General features: G+C 46.2%; 18 protein-coding genes and 1 riboswitch. Of the genes, 11 read left to right on the forward strand and 7 right to left on the reverse strand.

All coding sequences use genetic code 11. The features are described 5' to 3' along the window. The first annotated feature begins 29 nt into the window (after nucleotides 1-29). Entirely contained in the window at nucleotides 30-1,649 is a 1,620-nt protein-coding gene (locus Q4Q54_RS03535) for a methyl-accepting chemotaxis protein (protein ID WP_220592381.1), read from the forward strand. Between the two features lie 177 nt (nucleotides 1,650-1,826). On the opposite strand, the gene Q4Q54_RS03540 is transcribed toward Q4Q54_RS03535, so the two are convergent. Further along, on the reverse strand, nucleotides 1,827-3,098 hold the full coding sequence (locus tag Q4Q54_RS03540; protein ID WP_311987711.1) for a hypothetical protein: 1,272 nt from the start codon (nucleotides 3,096-3,098) through the stop codon (nucleotides 1,827-1,829). Nucleotides 3,099-3,354: 256 nt separating this feature from the next. Between Q4Q54_RS03540 and Q4Q54_RS03545 the strand changes: the two genes are divergently transcribed. From Q4Q54_RS03545 to Q4Q54_RS03555, 3 genes are read left to right on the forward strand one after another with little or no spacing between them, the layout of a single operon-like run. Next, nucleotides 3,355-3,738, forward strand: coding sequence for a RidA family protein (locus tag Q4Q54_RS03545; protein ID WP_107946867.1), 384 nt, complete (start codon nucleotides 3,355-3,357; stop codon nucleotides 3,736-3,738). A gap of 24 nt (nucleotides 3,739-3,762) precedes the next feature. Continuing rightward, nucleotides 3,763-5,037, forward strand: a complete 1,275-nt coding sequence (locus tag Q4Q54_RS03550; protein ID WP_261273158.1) for a serine dehydratase subunit alpha family protein — start codon at nucleotides 3,763-3,765, stop codon at nucleotides 5,035-5,037. 50 nt (nucleotides 5,038-5,087) lie between these two features. Further along, a complete protein-coding gene (locus tag Q4Q54_RS03555) occupies nucleotides 5,088-5,747 on the forward strand; it encodes a transcriptional regulator (RefSeq protein ID WP_220592378.1) in 660 nt (219 codons plus the stop codon). Between the two features lie 51 nt (nucleotides 5,748-5,798). Here Q4Q54_RS03555 and Q4Q54_RS03560 read toward each other — a convergent pair whose 3' ends face one another. Together Q4Q54_RS03560 and Q4Q54_RS03565 are read right to left on the reverse strand one after the other, a co-directional pair. Further along, the gene (locus Q4Q54_RS03560; RefSeq protein WP_311987712.1) at nucleotides 5,799-7,388 is read right to left on the reverse strand and encodes a hypothetical protein; all 1,590 of its coding nucleotides are present in this window, start codon (nucleotides 7,386-7,388) and stop codon (nucleotides 5,799-5,801) included. A 203-nt stretch (nucleotides 7,389-7,591) separates the two neighbouring features. Further along, nucleotides 7,592-8,506: a DUF368 domain-containing protein gene (locus tag Q4Q54_RS03565; RefSeq protein WP_311987713.1), complete on the reverse strand. Its 915-nt coding sequence runs from the start codon at nucleotides 8,504-8,506 to the stop codon at nucleotides 7,592-7,594. Between the two features lie 223 nt (nucleotides 8,507-8,729). Between Q4Q54_RS03565 and Q4Q54_RS03570 the strand changes: the two genes are divergently transcribed. Further along, complete coding sequence (locus Q4Q54_RS03570) at nucleotides 8,730-9,230, forward strand: hotdog fold domain-containing protein (RefSeq protein WP_006085741.1); 501 nt, start codon at nucleotides 8,730-8,732, stop codon at nucleotides 9,228-9,230. A gap of 293 nt (nucleotides 9,231-9,523) precedes the next feature. Here the strand turns inward: Q4Q54_RS03570 and xapA are convergent, their stop codons facing one another. Continuing rightward, entirely contained in the window at nucleotides 9,524-10,351 is an 828-nt protein-coding gene (gene xapA / locus Q4Q54_RS03575; RefSeq protein ID WP_311987714.1) for a xanthosine phosphorylase, read from the reverse strand. A 135-nt stretch (nucleotides 10,352-10,486) separates the two neighbouring features. Between xapA and Q4Q54_RS03580 the strand changes: the two genes are divergently transcribed. From Q4Q54_RS03580 to Q4Q54_RS03600, 5 genes are all read left to right on the forward strand, one after another. Further along, on the forward strand, nucleotides 10,487-11,404 hold the full coding sequence (locus Q4Q54_RS03580; protein ID WP_311987715.1) for a LysR family transcriptional regulator: 918 nt from the start codon (nucleotides 10,487-10,489) through the stop codon (nucleotides 11,402-11,404). 65 nt (nucleotides 11,405-11,469) lie between these two features. Continuing rightward, on the forward strand, nucleotides 11,470-11,907 hold the full coding sequence (locus tag Q4Q54_RS03585) for a nucleoside deaminase (RefSeq protein ID WP_012089782.1): 438 nt from the start codon (nucleotides 11,470-11,472) through the stop codon (nucleotides 11,905-11,907). A 168-nt stretch (nucleotides 11,908-12,075) separates the two neighbouring features. Continuing rightward, entirely contained in the window at nucleotides 12,076-13,290 is a 1,215-nt protein-coding gene (locus tag Q4Q54_RS03590; RefSeq protein WP_311987716.1) for a DUF418 domain-containing protein, read from the forward strand. Nucleotides 13,291-13,310: 20 nt separating this feature from the next. Beyond that, a complete protein-coding gene (locus tag Q4Q54_RS03595) occupies nucleotides 13,311-13,850 on the forward strand; it encodes a DUF1294 domain-containing protein (RefSeq protein ID WP_311987717.1) in 540 nt (179 codons plus the stop codon). Between the two features lie 82 nt (nucleotides 13,851-13,932). Next, nucleotides 13,933-14,400, forward strand: a complete 468-nt coding sequence (locus Q4Q54_RS03600; RefSeq protein WP_012587132.1) for an Sbal_3080 family lipoprotein — start codon at nucleotides 13,933-13,935, stop codon at nucleotides 14,398-14,400. 74 nt (nucleotides 14,401-14,474) lie between these two features. On the opposite strand, the gene Q4Q54_RS03605 is transcribed toward Q4Q54_RS03600, so the two are convergent. Then, on the reverse strand, nucleotides 14,475-15,830 hold the full coding sequence (locus tag Q4Q54_RS03605) for a TIGR00366 family protein (RefSeq protein WP_311987718.1): 1,356 nt from the start codon (nucleotides 15,828-15,830) through the stop codon (nucleotides 14,475-14,477). A gap of 235 nt (nucleotides 15,831-16,065) precedes the next feature. Here Q4Q54_RS03605 and Q4Q54_RS03610 point away from each other — a divergent pair, with 235 nt between their 5' ends. Then, a complete protein-coding gene (locus Q4Q54_RS03610; protein WP_311987719.1) occupies nucleotides 16,066-16,536 on the forward strand; it encodes an FKBP-type peptidyl-prolyl cis-trans isomerase in 471 nt (156 codons plus the stop codon). A 96-nt stretch (nucleotides 16,537-16,632) separates the two neighbouring features. Here the strand turns inward: Q4Q54_RS03610 and Q4Q54_RS03615 are convergent, their stop codons facing one another. Both Q4Q54_RS03615 and Q4Q54_RS03620 read right to left on the reverse strand, forming a co-directional pair. Further along, a complete protein-coding gene (locus Q4Q54_RS03615) occupies nucleotides 16,633-19,239 on the reverse strand; it encodes a glycosyl hydrolase family 18 protein (RefSeq protein ID WP_311987720.1) in 2,607 nt (868 codons plus the stop codon). Between the two features lie 115 nt (nucleotides 19,240-19,354). Next, a riboswitch (cyclic di-GMP riboswitch) is annotated at nucleotides 19,355-19,443 on the reverse strand. Between the two features lie 303 nt (nucleotides 19,444-19,746). Next, the gene (locus tag Q4Q54_RS03620) at nucleotides 19,747-20,541 is read right to left on the reverse strand and encodes an ROK family protein (protein ID WP_107946856.1); all 795 of its coding nucleotides are present in this window, start codon (nucleotides 20,539-20,541) and stop codon (nucleotides 19,747-19,749) included. Nucleotides 20,542-20,896 lie beyond the last annotated feature (355 nt).

The raw sequence follows: 20,896 nt of genomic DNA on the forward strand, positions 1-20,896 counted from the left end.
TTTAGCTCGGCACAACTTGGGGGCAAGGGATGAATTTCTTTAATAACATTTCTATTTTTAAAAAAGTTATCGCGATATTTATTTTAGCAGTCATCATTTTCGCTTTAAACTTAAGCATTAGTGTTATCTCCATAAATAAAAATCGCACCACTCTTAACTATATGGAGCAGCAAGTTTACCAAAGGGTTGAACTCGCCAATCAAAACGTGTTTTTTATCCAACGACTCGATGAGCTTTATACTCAATCCGTTTCTTTTGCCGACGAAGACCTGTTAACCAATGCAGGTACTATGTACGAATCTTTACGCAAAAACCTCCAACAGTTAGACAAGGTCGATCCCTCACAAGCCAATCAACTCAACAATCTATCGGCTAAATTAACCCGTTATAACGATATGACAATTAAGCTAGCTAAAGGCATGCTGGCAGGTACGATTGATATGGCAAACATTGGCCAAATCAGCCAAGAAAAATCCCAAGCCTATGAAGCCGTACTCAATGAAATACAAAACTACAAACAAGACAAAGTACTCGAATTTAAACAATCGATAAAAGAAGCGGGTGACAGATCGGAGCAAAGTTTATGGCTCACCCTCTCCATAGGTATCGCTTTACTGATCGTGATGTTTATTGTCACTATCGCCATTGCACGCGCCATTAGCTCTTCTGCCCGTAATGTTGCCCAGTCATTGAGTGAGCTCGCCGATGGTAAGGGTGATCTTAGCCATAAACTTAACGTATCAGGTAGCGATGAACTCGGCCAAGTATCGAGTAACTTCAATCGATTCCTTGGGTTACTCGGTGATTCGATTCGTAGAGTAGTGAATGTTACCGATCCCTTACTTGCAAGCTCGCACTCACTCAAACAGCGAATGGAAGATGCAACGCATGCAACTCAGAGACAAAGCCATGATGCTAGTGCTGTGCAAGTTTCAATGGAAGACATGCGCCACTCTGTCATCGAGATTTCGCAAAATGCGCGCCAAGCCGCCAGTGCTGCCCAGATTGCCGAAAAAGAAGCCATGCAAGGTATGACAGTCGTCCAACGGACTATCGATATTTCACAGGAATTAAATACGGGGATTCAGGCCGCTTCTAACTCGATTAATGAACTTGCCAGAGACACTGAAAATGTCACCTCTATCTTAAATGTGATTACCTCGATTGCTGAGCAAACCAACCTGTTGGCACTGAACGCTGCCATCGAAGCTGCCCGCGCGGGTGAGCAAGGACGGGGCTTTGCCGTGGTAGCGGATGAAGTCCGTGCCCTCGCCTCTAAAACCGCAGATGCAACCACAGAAATTCGTCATGTACTGCAAAACCTTAAAACGGCGGCTATTTCTTCGGTTAGTACCATGAATGTGGCCATGTCTAAATCATCAGAAAATGAAACCAATGCCCAAAACACGGGCAGTGCATTGAAATCAATTCAGCAGCAGATTGTCAGTATCAATAGCATGAATACCCACATTGCCTCGGCAACAGAAGAGCAAGCCTCGGTCGCTTCCCAAGTGGTCGATAACGTCGTCAATATGAACGCCTCATTCGAACAGACATTGCAAATTCTGTCGCAGGTTCGCAATGTTTCTGAGGGATTAGTCGATTTTGCCGATGAACTGAAAAACGCCACCTCACAATTCAAACTTTGAGGACGACTTATGATGATTACTTGGGATCATGGCTTGTCATGATTGCTTGAAATGATGGCTTGAAATAATTGTTTGAAATGATTGTCTAAGGTCGTTTTCCCCGCAAAAAACCGGTATTGAGTAACTCAATACCGGTTTTTATGCATCAAAGCTTAACTTCCCCCCATTTTAACCCTGCTAACTAAACGCCAAGAAAGGTGATACACACAGTAATAAACCCGTGATGATAATGATATACAGCGACACGCCCTTGTACTTATGCAGTGAGGGGACTTGATACACTAAATAAGCGGGAATTAAACAACCCACTAAACCAAAGATTGGACTGCAAATTGACGTAAAACTTAGCACTGGCGCATTCAATACAATCGCGCCCCACGACAGTAGAATCGTGAAAATCATGATGCCGTAACCCACAAGCTTTTTGTTGATGCGATCTTCAGGCATAAACCGACGCAGCATATTCATGGTTAGCCCTTGGCAAGCTTCTCTGAAACCAAGATACACGCCAAAGTAAGCCGTCATGACGGCAAAAATGTTCAGTGTCAGACTCAGTAATTTCAGCGTTTGCCCCTGCATACCTTGGGCGACCATGGCCAAGGCCGAGATATTTTCTTCCGATGCGCGCACCGCTTGTTCGTGACCCATAGCGAGCGTGAATGATACGGCATAAAAGAACACCACGAAAAACAAGACACCAAAGGCAATATTCATCGATCGCATCGCTTTAAAGCGCGCCACGGCTAAAGATTTTTCCCGTGAACGGTATGAAATCACCATAGGGCTTAAGCTTTGAATAAACAGAATCGATGTCAGCGTAAAAGGCAGCATGACGACCGCATCTTTTAACCAATCACCCGTTGCTGGAATAGCGCCAATATTATTGATATCCCACTTATCCACCATCAATAACCCTAACACAGCCACAACACCCAGCTTAGTCAGCACCATAAAAGTGGAGATCTTAAACAGTAGATTTTCACCGCGGGAGGCTAAGGCAACTAAGCCGCAGATTAAGGCTAGACCATAAAAAGGATTTTCTGACAATAACGCTTTGGTGACCCCAAAACTTTGCAAAAATGAAGCACTGTCGTTTGTAATGGCCGTTGAATAAACGAACACCCAAATGACCAGCATGATGAAGTACAAGCCGCCCAACAGCATGCCCCAGTTTTTACCTAAGTAACCCGAAATCACACTCGGGTAATCCTTACACTCAGGCGATTCAGCTAAGGTATTGATAAACAACCGTTGAAACATATACATGGCAGGATAGCCAATAATGCCAGACAGTAAAAACACCCATAACCCCATTAAACCGACCTGCACAGGCAAAAACACGATCCCCGCGCCAATCGCCATTCCAATACTCATGATAATCCAGCCCCAATCCGTACTATCGAAGCGGGTATCTGCTTTCCACTGTGCAGCAGTAATTGTTGCATCCATTATTTCACCTTTACCTTGTTGCTATTATTTTATGCAAATATATTTGAACAAAACAAACTCAGCAATCAATATACTCAACTTTTGTTGAACAAAGAGTTAAAGCTCACAACTTGACTGAAAACGAGATAAATAGCGCACAAACCGCAGTGACAAATGAAATTTATTAAAAAATAATTGCAATAAAGCATAAAAATACAAATAATGTTGCACATACGCCGACCTAGGCATTCAATTTTATTTGCAAGTTGGAGAGACAATGAAAACTATTATTCATGCAGAACGTGCTCCCGCGGCCATTGGCCCTTATTCACATGGCACAGCCTATGGCAACCTCATCTTCACCTCTGGCCAACTGCCAGTTTGTAAAGAGAAAGGTGGCGTGGTTGACGGTGGGATCACCGCGCAATCGATTCAGTCGCTAGATAATCTCAAATACGTGCTTGAAGCGGGCGGTGGTAGCTTAGACACGGTTCTCAAAACCACTTGTTATCTTGCTGAGATCAGTGACTTTGCCGCCTTTAACGAAGTGTATAAAACCTATTTTAAAACCGACTGCCCTGCACGTAGCTGTTTTGCGGTGAAGGATCTTCCACTGGGCGTTAAAGTGGAAGTTGAAGCCATAGCACACGTTAACATTTAAGCATTAACATAAGGTTGTAAGCTGATGAAACCCCAATGGCAGCAGTATATTCGCATCATCAAACAAGTCGTTAAGCCCGCATTAGGCTGCACTGAGCCCATCGCCGCTGCTTACGCCGCCGCCGTCGCCCGCGCCTTACTGGGTGTTGAACCCGATTCAATTGCGGTACAAGTGTCTGACAATCTTTATAAAAACTCTATGGGCGTGTTTGTACCTGGCACAGGCAAAATCGGTCTGGCAATTGCCGCTGCAGCAGGCGCCATTGCTGGCAATCCTGATGCAGGCTTAGAAGTATTGGCCGTAATCACGCCGGAGCAAGTCGCCAAAGCACAGGCATTGATTGATGCGGGTAAAGTCACCGTCGAGCGCACTGAAACGGCAGAGTTTATCTATTGCTGTGTTATTGCAAAAAAAGGCGACCGCGAAGCCCTAGTGAAAATCTGCGGCGGGCATACACTGATCGCCGAGAAGCGCCTCAACGGCGAATCCGTCTTTAGCCTTGACAGCACGCAAGCTAAAGCCACGGGTTCCATCTGTGAAGGCGTGGATATTACTATCGAATCCATTTATCGCTTCGCCCAAGAAGTCCCCTTCGAAGAGATCAAATTCATCCTCGAAGCCTCTGAGCTAAACGGCAAATTATCCGATGAAGGCATGGCGAATCCCTATGGACTCGAAGTCGGTCGCACCATGAAAAGTGGCATAGCCGCTGGCATTATTGGGGAAGATTTACTCAATAAAATCGTGATGTTAACGGCTGCCGCCTCCGATGCGCGCATGGGCGGTGCGAACTTGCCCGCCATGAGTAATCTTGGCAGTGGCAACCAAGGCATAGCCGCGACTATTCCCGTGGTATTAACGGCGCAATGCTATAAGGTTTCAGAAGAACAGCTCGCCCGCGCCTTGATCATGAGCCATCTAGGGGCGATTTATATCAAGTCCCATTACCCACCGCTGTCGGCATTTTGTGGCAATACAGTCACCAGCGCAGCCGCTTCTATGGCCATGGTGTATTTGGCGGGAGGTTCGTTCGAACAATCCTGTTTCGCAATTCAAAACGTGATCAGCGACAGCTCGGGCATGGTGTGTGATGGCGCGAAAGCCTCCTGCGCCATGAAGGTCAGCACGTCATCTAGTGCGGCCGTGCGCTCATTTTTGATGGCGCTCAGTAGTCACAATGTCTCCGGCCAAGGTATTATTGCAACCGATGTTGAAAAAACCATTAAAAACATTGGCAAAATGATCCTCAATGGCATGTCATCCACAGATGTCACTATTATCGATATTATGTCGGCATAATGATTTTAACCCGCTGAATAATGGCGGGTTAATAACCAAAGGTTGAAATTGTGAAACTGCAAGATTTAACGCAAAGTGATCTGGATATTCTGAAATCGGTCGAAAATATCGTCGATGGCATCGCTGCCATGTATGGCCAACACACAGAAGTGGTATTGCACAGCCTAGATGCGAAACATCCGTCTGTGGTCAAAATTGCCAATGGCCATGTTACAGGCCGTGAAGTCGGTGCGCCGATAACCAACCTTGCCTTGCTCAAGCTCAAAACCGGTCAGGATATTTCTAACTCTTACCTAACGAAATGCGCCAATGGTAAGACGCTAAGATCGATCACGACTGTGATCCGCAACAGTAAAAATCAGCCCATAGGTTTGCTGTGCATTAACAGCGACATGGATGCACCACTGCAATCTGTGCTGCGCACTATGATGCCAGAGCAACTCCTTGGCAGCGAACTGACCAGCTCGCCCGAGGTGTTTGCCCGCAATATCGATGAAGCGCTCCATAGCACGATTGACAGTATCAACCATGAAGTGCGCTCAAACGCTGGGATTTCCCCTTCACAGAAGAACCGCGAAATCGTTAACCAATTGCATGAGTTAGGGATTTTCGAACTCAAGGACAGCGCCCAAGTCGCGGCCACTCGATTGGGGATTTCGGTACATTCCATTTATCGCTATCTGCGGGAAATCAAAGCCAATCAAGCTTAATTGCGTGCATGATTGAATCAACGGGCTGAAATGAAATATTCCAGCCTCGTTTTAATATGACATATCAGCATCAGCTTCACCGCCACTCCCTAACAGATCCCACGTCAAAACTTTACCATCAGAAGTGAGCGCTATCATGTTTGATATGTTGCCACGCACTTCAATGACATCGGTTAGATCAATATCTTGTTTTTTAGCATGCCAACTCAGCCCGCCAAATTGCCAAACTGAAAGGCTCCCATCACGTCGCTTAGCGGTAAATCCCATAACACTTGGGATAAGCTCGATAACCTCAGAGACCCCTAGCTTAGGTCCCGCGCTATCCTCTACTACAGTGCCATCCGCTTTCAACGCAGCATAACTCTGATTTAACGTAACCACTTGAACTACATCGGTAATCTCTTGCATCATAGGTTCACCACTTAAATCCTCTGCTCCTTGCCAACCTATTGATGTGCCATCCTCTCGCAGCGCAACAAACCCCGTATCTATCGCATATAGTACGCGTACATGTTGTAACTTATTTTGCACGGCCGAAGCATTACCGCCATGGCGTTTATGACCCCAAACTACAACATCGCCATTCGCTTTTAACGCAGCATAAGCGCCATCATTAGCTACAATATCAATGACTTTTTCTTGGCTATTAGCAGGCGAGTTCGCTAAGGCTAACGGAAAAAGTACACGACTCTCTGGCAAAAAACCTTCACCCCACGCATAGACTCTTCCATCAGCCATTAATGCAGTAAAACCAAATACTGAATGAACAACTTTGGTAACTGCCGTAAACTCACTGAGTCTAGCCAGTTGTCTTTGGCTTTCTTGACCATCATTGACGCTCCCCCAAGACATTAGCTCCCCGTTTTGAGTCACGGCAGTAAAGGCACTTGGCGCCGCATAAACAGCTTTAATATTCTTAAGTTTTGCGGCAAGGTGTTGACTATTACCACCGTGATAGGCCGAACCCCAGGTCACCACAGTGCCATCCTGTAGTAACGCAGCAAATGCTGCATCATTGATACTCACACTCTGCACATTCTTCAACGCTGGCGCTGAATAAATTCCGTGATTTAATTCATCCAAAGACCCATCCACGATAGACCAACTGATGACGCTGCCATCTCGTTTTATGGCGGCAAACAGATCATCACGCATTACAAAATCTGCCACTTGCGTGAATTTATCTTTAAGTAATGCTGGTGCATCCCCCATATCCCAAATCACCAGTCGATGGTCTTGGGTTAATGCCGCAAAACCACACCCATTTGTCGAAGCAAAAATGCTTTTTACATTGACTAATTCAGCCGCCACGGCGCTATGGTCGCCGCCGCACTGACGATCGCCCCATGTCACCACGCTGCCATCCTGCCGAAGTGCCGCAAAAGCACCTTTATTACTGTAGATATGCCGGACATTCTTGAGGGAGTTGTCAGTTGTGAGATTGGCATTATCGGCTTGAGCATATTGGCCATACTGAGATGCATTGCCCTTGGGCCCATACTGTTGCAAGGTGTTTTCCATCTGCGTGCGTTGCTCAGGGGAGAGCCCGACATCTTGCTTATTGATACTATTGGTAATCACATGGGTTAACGCGAAGAAAGCGAGCGCGGCGCCCGCCCATGAAACGGTATTCTTATTCACAAAACATCCTTATCGTAACGACAAACTCATACTGAATTTATACAGGTGCCTTCAACCAAAGGCACACCTCTGCAAAGGCTAAGTATTGTACAAAAAAACAATGAAAATTAAATATCTGATGCCTTTGAGGCAAAAACTACAAAGCAGCGAAGGCTCGCTGCTTTGATAGGGGAAACGTTATACCAAGGGTATTAAATAAAGGATTAATCTCTTTTGCCCACTTTCTCTAAACCCCAAACCAGTGCAATCGCCGCCAGCATACACACAATCGCAAAGGCGAGTTGCGAAGGTTGGCCCGTCACTTGCTCAAAATTAAGCGGCGAAATATTTTGCTCCAGCAAAGGTACTTGTTCGCCGTGGGAGTTGGTCCGCCAAGTTAAAGTTTCTTTCCACGGCCAAATTTTACCTAAGGTACCTAACATTAATCCGGTTAGAAATACGATAGTGGCATCGTGGTGTTTACGCAGCAGTGCCGACAATAGATGGCTGAATGTCAGTAATCCCATCACAGCGCCAACCGCAAAACAGGCCAAAATATCCAGCTGAATATTTTTAGCCGCAGCTAAAACCACGGGATATAAGCCTAACAATAATAAGATAAAACTGCCTGAAATCCCCGGTAACACCATAGCACAAATCGCAATCGCGCCGCCGAAGAAGATATTCATATAACTGGCTTCTACCGCGACCGGATTCAGCACAGTTATCGCCCATGCAGCCAGCACACCTAAGGCAAATAAACCTAAACGTGCCATAGTGAAACCACTCACTTGCTTAAGCATATGCACGACAGAGATAAGAATAAGCCCAAAAAAGAACGACCAAATCGGGATCGGGTGCGTCACCAGTAACCAAGAGATTAACTTAGCAAAGGTAAAAATACTGGTTAGGATCCCCGCCAGCAGACTCACTAAAAAGCCACCATTGATATGGGCAAATGCCCCTTTGATGCCCTGCGACTTAATCACGCCCCAAAGGGAAGGATTGATACGTTTTACACTATCGAGCAAGGTATCAAGAATACCGGTAATAAACGCTATGGTGCCGCCCGAAACGCCTGGCACCACATCGGCAGCGCCCATGGCCATTCCCTTAAAATACGTCAGCAAATATTTCACTGTGAGTCCTTGTAGTTAAATCAATATGCCATTGCCGCTAAACGACAAATTGGCCGCAATTATACGGTGTTACACTAAAAACCGCGAAATGAAGTTTGCTTAATTATGCCGACTGGTATTTGTTGTTATCCTAATGTTACACTCATCCGACCAGAGCAGTCCAAACCCAACTTGGAACAGGCTCAAGATAACAATCCCCTTTGCATCATTATTAAGGATGACCATGAGCCAGACTGATTCTTCTAGCACTGCAGAACAAAAACCAAATAAAGTGCTCGCGCTCTACCACAAGACTCGCCGTTATCCCTTCGGCCAAAAACTGTTTTCAATCATGGTTTCACGCATGGCACCCTATTTCGGCACCATCAAACCACTGATCACTGAATTACGCCTTAATCATTGCGCCTGTTTAATTAAAAAACGCCATGCCGTTCATAATCATATAAAAACTGTGCATGTGATTGCGATTTGTAACGGCCTAGAAATGGCCATGGGCGTGATGGCCGAAGCCTCAATTCCAAAGCATTTACGTTGGATCCCTAAGGGCATGAGTTTGGATTATACCGCTAAAGCCGGCAGCGATATTTTGTGTATCGCCGAAGTGACGCCAGAACAATGGACTCCCGGCGATATGCTCGTCCCCGTTACCGCCTACGACACCCAAGGTGTGGTTGTGGTGAAAGGACATATCAAGTTGTGGATTTCAGAAAAACCACAGAAATAAGCGTTTTACACGAGCGCTGTGCTTAATGTCTGCATCTAAAAAGGGAGCTAAGCTCCCTTTTACTTTTTTAGCCTTCAGCCGTATTTCGTTAAAAAACTCGGTTAGCGCAATTGCACGGCGCCTTGCTCGCTCACTTTTAAGTAAGGATTTTTAAGTGCGGATTTTTAAATCCGAACTCTTCAATATGAGCTCTTAAATACGAGAGCTTAGTTCGACCTGTTAAATACGAGCTTTTAAAATAGCAGCCCTTTATCGCAGCACTACCCTATATAGCAGCCCAGTTAAACAAGATGTTAAGCAAAATGACTGGCGGTAAAACGCTCAATCAAACGGATAAAGTCGGCTTCGGCAAGCTTGGCACATGTTAAGGTTTGTTCATGGGATAACTGCACATCCCCCAATCCTTCGGCCATATTGGTAATGGCACACACAGCCAAGACGGGCAAACCACAATGCGCCGCCGAAATCACCTCTGGCACCACAGACATTCCCACTACATCGCCACCGATGATTTGCATCATGCGGATTTCGGCCGCGGTTTCAAAACACGGGCCAGAGTAAGACACAAAGACCCCTTGATTCACTGCAATCCCAGCCGCTTTTGCGACACTTAAGGCTTCTGCTCTGAGGTCTTTATCATAAGCATTGGCTAGGCTAAAAAAACGTGGACCGTAACTATCATCATTTGCGCCCGTCATGGGCGTACCCGGCATAGTGTTAATGTGATCGCTGAAAATCACTAATGATCCCACGCCGATCCGCTCTGGCCGTAATGACCCCGCAGCGTTAGTCACCAGTAACAATTCACACCCTAAACGTTTGAAAGTACGCACCGGCGTCGTCATCACCTTCATGCTTTGGTGCTCGTAAAAATGCCCACGGCCTTTCATGCACACTATATCGATGCCATGTAAGCTGCCGAGCACTAGCTCTCCCGAGTGACCGACGACGGTACTCACGGGAAAGCCGTCTAATTCTTCATAGGGGATCACTACTTTGTTATCTAAATTATCGGCAAACGCGCCAAGCCCTGAGCCCAAAATCATAGCAGCACGGGGAGAGAAATTGGGTTTACGGGCTCGAATCGTCGCAAGGGAATTAATAACAGGATCATGGCTCATACAAGGTACCTCATAGCAAAGGAGTGAAAGAGTAAACGCCCTCAGTATAAGCGGGCTTAGGGTTGCAAATAATCGCGATTAATCGCACTATTGTGCTGATAAAAAGGACAATAACTAAAAAGCAGTGAGCCTGAGATGAGCAAGATAAACGCACCAGAACTCGTCACCTTGAAGATGCTGCGGTATTTTCATCGAGTGGCTGAAGTGAAAAACTTTACCGCTGCTGCCGAGCAACTGCATCTATCGAAATCTCCGCTGAGTGCACAAATCAAAGAGTTAGAATCACTCCTTGGTGTTGAGCTGTTTACCCGCAGCACTCGGCAAGTCGAGCTCACGCCCTATGGTCAATTGTTAAGAGAGAAGTGCGAGCAAATATTCGAGCTGGTGAATACCTCATTGGAACAAGTGGCTCAGCTTGGACGACTCGATAGAAACCATATTCGGATTGGCATCATGAGCTCGCTGTTTTGGATGGGATTTGGTGACATACTGAAAAGCTTTCGCAAGCAATGCCCTGAAAATGAGCTGATCTTTCAAGAGTTATCACCTGAAACTCAAAAAGTCGCCTTAGCGCATCAAGAAATCGATTTTGGCCTAGTGCGCTACGCCGACACCTTAAATCTGCCGCACCTCATCGCCGAAACCATCACCAGCGAACCTATGGTGTTAGCGCTGGCAAATAAACATCCCTTAGCCAGACGTAAATGCATCGACTTGAGTGAACTCAAAGATGAGCCCTTCACCTTACTCAGCCGTGCCAACTCCGCCTCTAGCGATTTGATTATCGCCAGCTGTCAGGCCGCAGGATTTATGCCGCAATTAGTACAGGAAATGGTCGAGCCCAATAGCTTGATGGCTATCATCGCTGGCGATAACAGGGTATCCATAGTGCCGCAAAGTTATGCTTCACAACCTTGGCCTAGGGTAAAGTTTATTAAGTTAAAACAAACCATCTCCGCCGATATCTGCCTGATTTATCGGCCAGAAATGGCTTCGCTGCCAATTCTCGATAGCCTGAGGGACTTATTGAAGCAACAAATCAAAACCATTTAGATTGTCTCCCAAACGAGTGCTATGCTGAGTTCAATACTCAGGGTTCATATTTTAAGGATATCAAGATGGATGAATTTTTAGCGGCAGCCATTGAAGAAGCTAAGCAAGGACTGGCCGAGGGCGGCATCCCCATTGGTTCGGTATTAGTGATCGATGGCAAAATCGTCGGGCGCGGCCACAATAAACGGGTACAAAAAGGCAGTTCAGTACTGCATGCCGAAATGGATTGTCTCGAAAATGCCGGCCGATTTAGCGCCGCCGAGTACCAAAGAGCAACCTTGTATTCCACCCTATCGCCCTGTGATATGTGCAGCGGCGCGGTATTACTTTATGGCATACCTAAAGTCATCGTCGGTGAAAACACCACCTTCCAAGGACCAGAAGCCTATGTTAAATCCCGCGGTGTGGATGTCACTGTGGTCGATAATGCCGAGTGCAAACAATTGATGCAGGACTTTATCGCTAGTCATCCCACACTCTGGAACGAAGATATCGGCGAGTAGTGGATCTTCAATCTTCTCAATCACTTTCTATATTTCACTTGCTATCTTTTTTGTATTTCACTTTTTATGTTGGCTGTGTTTCATTGGGGGCTAGCGCCTGCTAGGCTAGCCCTCCCAAATCCCAGTGAAAAGTCGAACATGCCTACTAGCGAAAGGAACTCAGCTAACGTGCCAGCCAACTTACCTAAAGACCCTTGGTCAAGAACAGACTCCACGCAGCCAGTCGTCATGACGATTCCCGCACAGCGTAATGCCAACCTCGATGCCATTCGCGGCTTAGCCGTATTGGGGATATTTTTTATGAATATCAATTTTATGGGCATTACTTTTTTTGGCTATGCCCCCCACGAAACGCCGCCGCTGTCGGATCACATAATCAAAGTGTTCAGTAACTTTTTCATCGAGGCGCGCTTTATCAGTCTGTTTTCCATCTTGTTTGGCGTCGGGCTTTTTATTCAATATCAGCGATTTAGCGCCAAAGGCCTAGAAGCATATCCTTTACTGCGCTCACGTTTGAAATGGCTAATGGTGTTTGGCTTACTCCACGGCATCATTATCTGGCCTGGTGATATTTTATTAACCTATGGGATCAGCGGATTTTTAGCTTTGTGTTACAAAGATTTAAGTATTGAAGCCCTTAAGCGCAAAGCGAATATTTTTATTTTAAGCGCCTTAGTGATCATCACGCTGATTAGCCTTACGGGCAGCGATGAACCTTTCACTCGAGAATCGAGTCTATTTGCAGAGCAATACAGCGCATGGACCTCAGGCTATGCCGATCAACTGTTTCTGCATTTGATGCAAGTGGGTTATATGGCACTGGTGATCCCTTTTACCATAATGTGGTTTACGGCGGGCTTAATGTTGCTTGGCATGGCCTTGTATCAACAGGGGACTTTTGAGCGGGGGTTTAGCAAACCACAACTACTGAAATTAGTGCTAGCCAGCGTGACGGTATCGCTACTCGATACTGGTTTAGACTTTACGAACAATCCTATTCTAGTCACGTTTTCAGATGTGTTAATCATGCTAAGCGCTATTCCTATGGCGCTGATTTACATTCATATTATGGTTAAAATTTGCCAAAATAATCCTAATAGACTCACGCCACTGCAAAATGTTGGCAAACTCGCCTTTAGCCTCTATATTCTGCAATCCATCGTTGGCGTGTTAGTGTTTAGGCACTTCGCCCCCGAATTGCTATTGAGTTTAGACAGATGGGGATACATGGCTATGGCACTGGTTTATTCAGTAGTGCAATTACTGTTAGCCAGCCTGTACTTACGCTATTTCAAGCAAGGGCCATTGGAAAAACTTTGGCGCCACCTCGCGTTTAAAAAATATGCGGCATCACAAGAACACAAGCAAGCTGCAAAACACTGACACGAGATTGATACCAGATAATGACGAACAAAAAACCAGCCAAAACGGGCAACAGCGCTTCACCTCAAACAAATCGTGCTCAAAAGAGTCGACCACAAAACAATCGCGCTCAGAACAGTCGCACTTCAAACAATCGCGCCCAAACAAACAATCGCGCCCAAAATAGCCGTACTCAAAAATCCAATGCAGCCGCTTCAGGCTCAAGCCTTATGCCGCTGTTATTGGTGGTGATTTTTCTTGCAGGCTTAATCGGCGCGGCCCAGCAACATATGCTGCCCTACGGCATTGCGGGCATGTACCTCACACTGAGCCTGCTAACCTTTATCGCCTACGCTATCGATAAATCCGCTGCAAAACGCGGTAAATGGCGCACTAAAGAAAGCACTTTGCATCTGCTCGCCCTCATGGGCGGTTGGCCCGGCGCCCTGTTTGCCCAAAATGTATTAAGGCACAAGTCAGTTAAAGCCTCATTTAGAAACGTCTTCTGGCTCACCGTTGTCGCTAACTTAGCCGTGCTGGGTTATGGCATAAAAACCGGCGCCGTAGATATGTTTATCTAGCAAGCTATGGATTCTATGAAAATCTAAAGTTTGTCACTAAAACGCTTTAACTTATTTTAATACAAAAACAAAAGGTTAAATTATGAAAAAATTTTTAGTTGCAGTTTTGGGTGTTGCAATACTATCGGGTTGTGCCGCACCTCGCTATACAGCAAAACCAATAGAAACAAATACTAACAATGTAGAAATAGTCATTATTAAGGATAAAGAAACACGTGACGGCTTCCAAGAAACAATGGAGACATGGCTAAAAGCAAATAATTACACCTACACAGTGCAGCCTGATGGTTCTAAACATGATTTAAATAAACTCACATTAGAATATGAAGGTAATTGGACTTGGGACTTGGCATTATATTTAAAAAGCGCTGAAATTAACGCATTTCAGAATGGCCAAAGAGTTGGCAGTGTTAAGTTTCAAGTACCCTATACTGCGAACCCGAGTAAGTTTGGTAATGCTGCGAATCGTATTAGCTATATGATGTCAGCTCTATTTGGTCAAATCACAGCTGATGAAGCAACAAAAAAAGTAAATGGTTCAAGCGATTAATATCATTGAAACCTTAACTAAAAAACAGGGTAATCATAGAATTACCCTGTTTAGTTTTGCACTGTTTATTATCTTTAAAACCAGCTCAACGCGATACTGATAATCACGCCTGTGATCATCAACTGCATTAAACAAAATCCCATAATATCCCGCGCTTTTAAGCCCGCAATTGCCAGCACGGGCAGTGCCCAGAAAGGTTGAATAAGGTTAGTCCAGGCATCACCCCAAGCTACGGCCATAGCTACCCGAGCAACATCGGCGCCCAAGGCTTCGGCAGCGGGTAACATAATCGGCGCCTGCACGGCCCATTGCCCCCCTCCCGATGGCACAAAAATATTCACAATTCCTGCACTGATAAAGCTCCAAAATGGCAGGCTCTCGGCACTGGCTATGGCCACAAAACCTTCCGAAATACTTTGGGCTAAACCCGACTGCACCATCACCGCCATAATGCCCGCATAGAAAGGGAATTGGATCACAATCCCTGCGCCGCCCTTAATGGCCTCATTCAAGCTGGTTAATAAACTGCGTGGCGTTTGATGTAAGAGGATGGCGAGAAACAAGAATAAGAAGTTCACTAAGTTAAGGTTTAAGCTGCCGCCCTGTACCCAAAAGTAATAGCCTAAGTACACAAGCCCAGCGCCACCGACGCTCCAGCCGAGTAAGCGGCTATTTTCAAGCTTATCCGCAGGACGGCTTTCAAGCTGACACTCGCTCACATTGGCAGGGGTAAACTCCAGCGCCGAAGCTGCGGGGTCGCTGCCTTTGTCGTCAAGGGCACTTGGGTCGACATAAATGCTGTCCTTGTCTTCAGGCAGCATAAAGCGATTCACTAATGGCATGACCACAAAAAGAATCGCCACTAACAGTAAGTTAAAGCTCGCGAAAATGGTTTCACTGGTGGGGATAATGCCAATTTGTGCTTCAGAGAAATGCCCCGCCGTTGCTATGGTTAATGGGATAGAACCCGCAAGCCCACCATGCCAAACCACAAAGCCAGAATAGGCGCTGGCGACCAGCAGCCGATAATCCACTTTCACTTTACGCGCTAAGGCTTTGGCAAATAACGCGCCCACCACTAGCCCGAATCCCCAGTTAATCCAACTGGCGGCCAGTGAGACCAAGGTCACTAAAATAATGGCTTGCGGTGCCGATTTAGCGAATCCTGCAATCGCATCGAGCAGCTTTTTAATCGGCGGCGAGCTTGCCAGCATGAATCCCGCCACCAGCACTAACAGCATCTGCATCGAAAAGCTCAACAAGGTCCAAAAGCCATCGCCCCAGTAATTGATGACTTCCTGCGGAGTTTTGTGTTCTGCGACCACAGCTGTAATTAACACCACTAAGGTGAGTAAAAGGACGAAAATATAGGGATCGGGTAGATATCGGTCAACGAGCTTGACCAAAGGTTTTGCCGCTTTGTTTAACATAGACTTTCCTTGTTTATTATCTAAATTCTAGTTTTTATCTGTTTTTATTGAATTTTTTATTGAGTCTTAAGCCCACAGGTTAAGCGATCTCTAAAGCGGGATAAAGTCTTGAGGGGGTTTTTAACGCCTTGAACTGGTAGCACCAGATATCCAGCTCAACGCACACGCGAGTGCCGATAGCATCTCAAGCTAAAAAACTGATAATATGGCGAAAATTAACTAAGGTGCTCTTTATATGAAAATGTTACTTGCCGTTGCTGTGATTGCTGGGGTGATTTTTTACTTTTTTACCTCGATGAACGGCCAAAAAGCCGCCCAAGAGAATATCCGTTTAGGCAATGAATTTTTAACGCAAAACAAAACCAAAGAAGGTGTCATCACCACAGCTTCGGGTTTGCAATATCAAGTGTTAACTAAGGGCGATGGCACAGTTCATCCTAAAGCCAGCGATACAGTGACAGTGCATTACCATGGCACTTTGATCGACGGTACTGTGTTTGATAGTTCGGTTGATCGCGGCGAGCCTATCGCATTTCCGCTTAATCGGGTGATTAAAGGTTGGACCGAGGGCGTACAGCTTATGGTTGTTGGCGATAAAATGCGTTTTTTTATTCCCAGTGAACTCGCCTACGGTAACCGTAGCACGGGCAAGATTGGTGGTGGTTCTGTGTTAATTTTTGATGTGGAACTGCTTAAGATTGATTAAATCTGTCTGCAATGAGCCTAATCGCATAATAAAAAGCCCTGCATTATCGCAGGGCTTTTGTCTCTATAACTCAAATAATATTAGTATGTTGGATGATTAAGGACAGCTTGCAGCGCCAATATCAACCCACACCGCCGCAACGCCAGGTACATCACCTTTAGTCCAGTAACTCGCCTTCCATAAACGACCGTTATAGCTGGTAGTTTGACCGCCGTTGTACACCACACCCGCATCCCAACCGAGATCAACTTGGCTGAGTAGCTGCCATTGATCAGCGGTGCGAGATGGCGTATTGCCCTGCGTCCAGTACTTGGCTTTCCATACCAACTGACTGTGACTCACAGTATCGCCCGTGTTGTACACCACACTGGTTTGCCAAGCAGGATAGTTACCGGCATTAGGATCGGTTGCATCACAACCACCACCGATCACTTTTGGCGTCACGGTCAGATTAGTCGATGCGCTCGCATCCAAGGCACCATCGGAAACCAGCACGCTCAAACCATAGCTGGTCGCTTCGGTGACATTAGGCCCAGTGACCACTAAGGTGGCACTATTTTGTCCGGTTGCCGACACGCCAGCGGGCACAGTCCAAGCGTAAGTTAAGGCATCACCGTCGGCATCAGAGGCACTCGCCACTATGCTAACAGTTTTACCCGCTTCCACTGTTGCAGTGGCAGCTACACTCACCACGGGAGCTTGGTTCGGAGTATCCGCCTTATTGGTCACTGTCACTGAATCTGTGGCAGATAACCCTTCTGGATCAGTGACTTTAAGGCTAAAACCATAGACAACATCGGTTTGCGTTGCACTCAGTTGAATCGTCGCATTCGCCATATCGGCGTTTGCGATGGCAATCGTTGGGCCAGACACTTGAGTCCAAAGATACGTCAGCGCCTCATTTTCAGGATCGCGCGATCCGCCACCATTGAGCACCACATCGGCGGGACCTGTGACATTCACATCCGCACCTGCATTGGCAATCGGCGCTTTATTCACCGGTGGCGTAGTTCCTTCGCCATGACCTAAACCTTCGTGCATCGCATTTAGAATATCGCCGTTATCGGCATCAATTTCCCATGCAAATAAACCACCTAGCTGATTGGCAAGCACATATTGGCCCTTGGCTTTAACGGAACGCGCATCATCGAAAGTGATTAAATCTCCCGTAGATGCCTTGAACAATGATGGCGCCTCGGCCGTTTCGTCATAGCTGTAAGTCCAACCGCTCCCCATGTACTCGTTCACTATCTGGCGATAATCCACCACGCCATCTTCCCATGTGCCTTTCACTTTGCCCGTCGCTGTCCCTGTGAATGGGTTATTGCCCGTGTAGCCATTCACGCCTGTCCAGCCGCGGCCGTACATAGCGGCACCAACCACAATTTTTCCTGGGGTAACACCTTGAGTTAACAGAGCTTTAATACCCTTGTCTGTGGTGTAGCGGGTATCAGGATCCCAACTCGCCTCATAAAGATTGGTTTGATGACCGAGTTCAGTGTTCGTCCAACCGCCATTGAAGTCGTAACTCATCAAGAAGATGTAATCCATGTACTGCTGAGCGGCCTGATAATCGACCTTTGCCATTTTTTGAGCATCGATACCAATTGCGGAAGTCAGTTCATAGGTACGACCCGTCTCAGCACTTAACTCGTCGAGCATGGCGCGCAGTTCACGCATCAGGGTCACATAGGTTTCACCGTCATTGGCATTACCTAAGTTTGGATTCGCACCGCCACCACCTGGATATTCCCAATCAATGTCGACACCATCAAAGAACTTCCACGTTTGCAGGAATTCCTTCACCGATGCGACAAAGGTATCGCGCTTAGTTTTATCGCCAAAGTAGAAAAAGGGATCAGATAACGTCCAGCCACCGACCGAAGGCAAAATCTTTAGATCGGGGTGGGCTTGCTTGAGCGCCATCAATTGACCGAAGTTGCCTTTGTAGGGATCAGAGTAGTCACTCACCCCCGCCTGTGGCATTTGGACCGCCGCCCAAGGATCGTGGATAGCAACTTTAAAATCTTCACGGCCACTACAGGCACGTTGCAACGCTTGGAAACTGCCGTCGATTTCTTTCAAGCTATCGTTAATGCCATCACCACCGCAAATAGGGGTAAAGCCATATAAAATATGAGTTAAGTTCTGTGCTGGGATCTTATCGACTGGGAACTTACGGCCATACACCCCCCATTCTACAAAGTAACTGCCGACCACTTTGCCCGACTTGTTAACATATGGACGATTGTTTTCTTTAAGCGGAGCATTGAGTGGCACTAAATGGCTGCCATCGGTATCGGCCACGAGGATTTCTTTGGCATCGCTCGCCGTACAACCATCGCTGTTACACAGTTGCACTTGCATCTGATAACGGCCGCCTTTGTTCACCTTAAAGTTAGCGGTGCCCGAAGCGCCTGAGGCGCCTTCCCAAGCGACATTACCGTTGAGCAGCACTTGGGCTTTATTGCCCACATCACCACTCCAAAGGTTCCAGCTGACGGACACGTCGGCAGCATCTTTAATGGTCACCAACTGATTGTAAGCCGTAGCGGCTTGATTAACTTCGATAATAGCGAACTTGGTTTCGCCCCAACCTATAGTCGGTTTGCCGGGCGCTACGGCAAATGCACTGACACTCACGGTAGATGCCAGCGCCGATGCCACCAGCAAGGCTGATGTTGAAATTTGAGTCTTGAACATGAGATATCCCTATTGAATTTTTTATATGAATCAATAAGGCAAACAAAGCGTAGACAGGAAACAACACTCTCTTAAGACCATGCAACACGACAGACAATTGCACGAAGAAAAAACCTGTGGTATCCCCGCTATCATAGGTACAGACGAACCCTTAGACCGGAGGCTTTGCGTCCCAGTTTTTCAACTGGTTTGCCTTTTACACGCGATGACAACGTTGTCATTGCGATAATCAGCATAGACGTAAGCGCAATAAAAATGCAACAAAATATTATCAACTAAGGTATTGGTCTGATAAAAAAGCAATTAAATGCAGTTCAGCTATTCCTAATATTTACTTTGATAATTAATGATTTGCTGACTATTTTAGCCATAAAAAAACAGGACACGATAAGCCAAAGGCATCACCTGTCCTGTTATCAATTTCACTATTTATGCTGCTAATACTGCTTAAACCACTAGCACTGAGCCACTGTAATCTAATAGCTCAAAACCATTAGCTAACAGCATCTATGCTCCTTGTGCGCGAGGATAATCCCTTGCGAGCATCACAGATAAACCTCGGCACACTAAGGTTTCCATATCATCGACGCGGTTGATTTTCATCTCAGCTAAGGGCGCGCTCAATGCCATTTGCTTTAAGCTTTCGAGGCAGCCTTTGTAGTAAGGAGCACTGTTCATCATGTTACCCGCGAGCCAAATCCGATTGGGATTAAACAAATTAACGGTCCACGCCAGCCCCATACCAAGGTAACTGCCCGCACGGTATAAATCATCCTGAGTGGTGATGTTACGGCTGCGTACAGAATCGCCACTGGCGAGTTGTTCTAAACTAAATTCGCCTGATTCTGTCATCACGCGGCAATGGCCCAACTCCCCTGCCACCCCTGTCGCTCCAGTAAAAGCTTGCCCATTAAACGCAATCGACATCCCTATCCCAGTGCCGCACATGACCAACAACTCACAGGCATATTTGGCATCGCACGTGGCTTGCATACCCGCATCCATATCGTTGCAAATAAACTTAAGCTCGCCTTGAGTTTTCACTGTGTCAAAACTCAAACCATTGAGTCCGGGTAACGATTTACAGGCAACCAAACGATTATTTTGTACGAGTCCTGGTACGCCAATCGCTAATTGGTAATGCTGTAAATCGTAATCGCGTTCAAGTGCAGCGATTTGATTATTTAACTCTTCAATTTTAAAACCTTCGCCTGTGGGGATTTTATATTGTTCTGTATGTCCCGCGAGCTGAAGTTCGAACAGGGCTGTCGTACCGCCCACATCTATTGTTAGTATTTGCATCGCTTACTCCACTGATACATGTGCCCCACTCTGACCCCGAGCGGAGATGGCAAATGTTAGCATAGGGTCCAAATGTTAGCGATTGAATAAAACTTAAGTCGCTAATTTGTAAGGAACAAGTCTACAAAAAATATGACTGACATTTTGTTTTACTCAGGTTTTATGCTAAGAATCACACAAATAAATTAAGGGTAAAACACTTAGCTTGCTCATCACAGTCAGCACAAATTCACGATTGTATACAAAATCCTTTATTCGCTCCCCTTGCATCTCGCGCGTTAGGCTTGCGATAATCCGAGCTGGTTAGAACTCAAATCAACATAGACCTACTTATCCTTAGGCAAGCTTTGCCTAC

Origin of the sequence: Shewanella sp. SP2S2-4, from assembly GCF_031932025.1 — a bacterium.
Taxonomy (GTDB): Bacteria; Pseudomonadota; Gammaproteobacteria; order Enterobacterales; family Shewanellaceae; genus Shewanella; species Shewanella baltica.

Coding starts and splice junctions, on each gene's coding strand:
- Q4Q54_RS03535 (WP_220592381.1), top strand. CDS start 30: ATGAATTTCTTTAATAACATTTCTATTTTTAAAAAAGTTATCGCGATA.
- Q4Q54_RS03540 (WP_311987711.1), bottom strand. CDS start 3,098: ATGGATGCAACAATTACTGCTGCACAGTGGAAAGCAGATACCCGCTTC.
- Q4Q54_RS03545 (WP_107946867.1), top strand. CDS start 3,355: ATGAAAACTATTATTCATGCAGAACGTGCTCCCGCGGCCATTGGCCCT.
- Q4Q54_RS03550 (WP_261273158.1), top strand. CDS start 3,763: ATGAAACCCCAATGGCAGCAGTATATTCGCATCATCAAACAAGTCGTT.
- Q4Q54_RS03570 (WP_006085741.1), top strand. CDS start 8,730: ATGAGCCAGACTGATTCTTCTAGCACTGCAGAACAAAAACCAAATAAA.
- xapA (WP_311987714.1), bottom strand. CDS start 10,351: ATGAGCCATGATCCTGTTATTAATTCCCTTGCGACGATTCGAGCCCGT.
- Q4Q54_RS03580 (WP_311987715.1), top strand. CDS start 10,487: ATGAGCAAGATAAACGCACCAGAACTCGTCACCTTGAAGATGCTGCGG.
- Q4Q54_RS03585 (WP_012089782.1), top strand. CDS start 11,470: ATGGATGAATTTTTAGCGGCAGCCATTGAAGAAGCTAAGCAAGGACTG.
- Q4Q54_RS03595 (WP_311987717.1), top strand. CDS start 13,311: ATGACGAACAAAAAACCAGCCAAAACGGGCAACAGCGCTTCACCTCAA.
- Q4Q54_RS03600 (WP_012587132.1), top strand. CDS start 13,933: ATGAAAAAATTTTTAGTTGCAGTTTTGGGTGTTGCAATACTATCGGGT.
- Q4Q54_RS03605 (WP_311987718.1), bottom strand. CDS start 15,830: ATGTTAAACAAAGCGGCAAAACCTTTGGTCAAGCTCGTTGACCGATAT.
- Q4Q54_RS03610 (WP_311987719.1), top strand. CDS start 16,066: ATGAAAATGTTACTTGCCGTTGCTGTGATTGCTGGGGTGATTTTTTAC.
- Q4Q54_RS03615 (WP_311987720.1), bottom strand. CDS start 19,239: ATGTTCAAGACTCAAATTTCAACATCAGCCTTGCTGGTGGCATCGGCG.
- Q4Q54_RS03620 (WP_107946856.1), bottom strand. CDS start 20,541: ATGCAAATACTAACAATAGATGTGGGCGGTACGACAGCCCTGTTCGAA.